The organism is Mesorhizobium sp. B1-1-5, from assembly GCF_006443065.1.
Taxonomy (GTDB): domain Bacteria; phylum Pseudomonadota; class Alphaproteobacteria; order Rhizobiales; family Rhizobiaceae; genus Mesorhizobium.
Window position 1 is genome coordinate 1 of record NZ_VFWS01000582.1, and the last position, 1108, is coordinate 1108.

Below are 1108 nucleotides of genomic sequence, written 5' to 3' on the forward strand. Positions count from 1 at the left end.
GCTGTGCGGCGCCTTCTTCACCATCGCGCTCGACGCGCTGGGCTCGACCGCCTTCATGCGCTCGGTCCGCTCTTATGAGCGGGCGCAGATGGCTGCGGTCTACCGCACTTATCTCGACTTTTCCGAACTGACGCCGCCGCTGGTCTACTCGGTGGTGCTGGCCTTTTTCGGACTGGGCTCGGTTTTCGTCACGCTCGGCCTGCTTGCGGCGGTCTGCGGTTATGTCACCTGGCGGTATCTGCCGAAGTCGCTGTGAAGCTTACGGCACAAGCGCAGCATGTCGTTCGCGTACCCAATCGTGGAAGCGGTGGAGGTCGTACTCCTCCGGCATCAGCACGCCGGCCTTATGGCGCATGGAGCGCAGCCCTTTCTGGTTGACCTCGCAGATCGCGGCATCCTCCTCCAGCACCTGGGTGCCGAATCCGACGATGTTGTCGATGTCGGTGGCGGCGAGCGCGTCGGGCGCGAACAGCCATTCGGCGGTCAATTCGGTCTGCTCGGGGCCAAGCGGCACCAGCCGTACGGACCTGACATAGTCGACGTGGCCGACGATGAACATCGAGGGCAGGCTGGTGGCGTAGGTCTGGCCGGCGGCGTGCTCGGCCGGCGTCAGGCCCGAAAAGACCGGCCCATGCGCCTGGCCGTCACGTGACCATGTTTCGGCACCCGCCCGCAGCCCGCCGGAAAATTCCGGCGCGTCATTGTCGGCATGGCGGGTCCATTCGGGGTCGTCATGCCGGCCCATCAGGCCGCGGCCGTAGATCGGCACCAGCCGCGACAGGTCCTTGTGGACGCCGGGGCAATGCAGGCATTCGTTGAAGTTTTCCCAGAAGATCTTCCAGTTGCAGTTCATCACCTTGCGCAGCACATGGCCCGATACCAGCGATTCCAGCGGCCAGTTGCCGAGATCGGCGGAGGCCGGGTCGAAGGATGAGTGCGCCGAGCCGGCGGCATCTTCCGCGAGATTGACGAAGACGAAGCCGCGCCAGACCGACAGCGCGACGCGATAGAGCGGATGGTCCGCCTTGTCGAAACCTTCGGGCAGCGTTTTCGATGGCACGCGCACGAGCTCGCCGCGCAGCGAATAGGACCATGCGTGGTAGGGGCA

1 protein-coding gene and 1 pseudogene are annotated in these 1108 nt (G+C 65.0%); one reads left to right on the forward strand and one right to left on the reverse strand.

Features of this window, described 5'->3' with window-relative positions:
- A pseudogene (locus FJ980_RS33495) lies at positions 1-256 on the forward strand (MFS transporter); the annotation flags it as partial.
- Positions 257-259: 3 nt separating this feature from the next.
- Here FJ980_RS33495 and FJ980_RS33500 read toward each other — a convergent pair.
- Positions 260-1108, reverse strand: an 849-nt coding sequence (locus FJ980_RS33500) for an SRPBCC family protein (RefSeq protein ID WP_140547652.1), incomplete at its 5' end; no start/stop codon positions are given.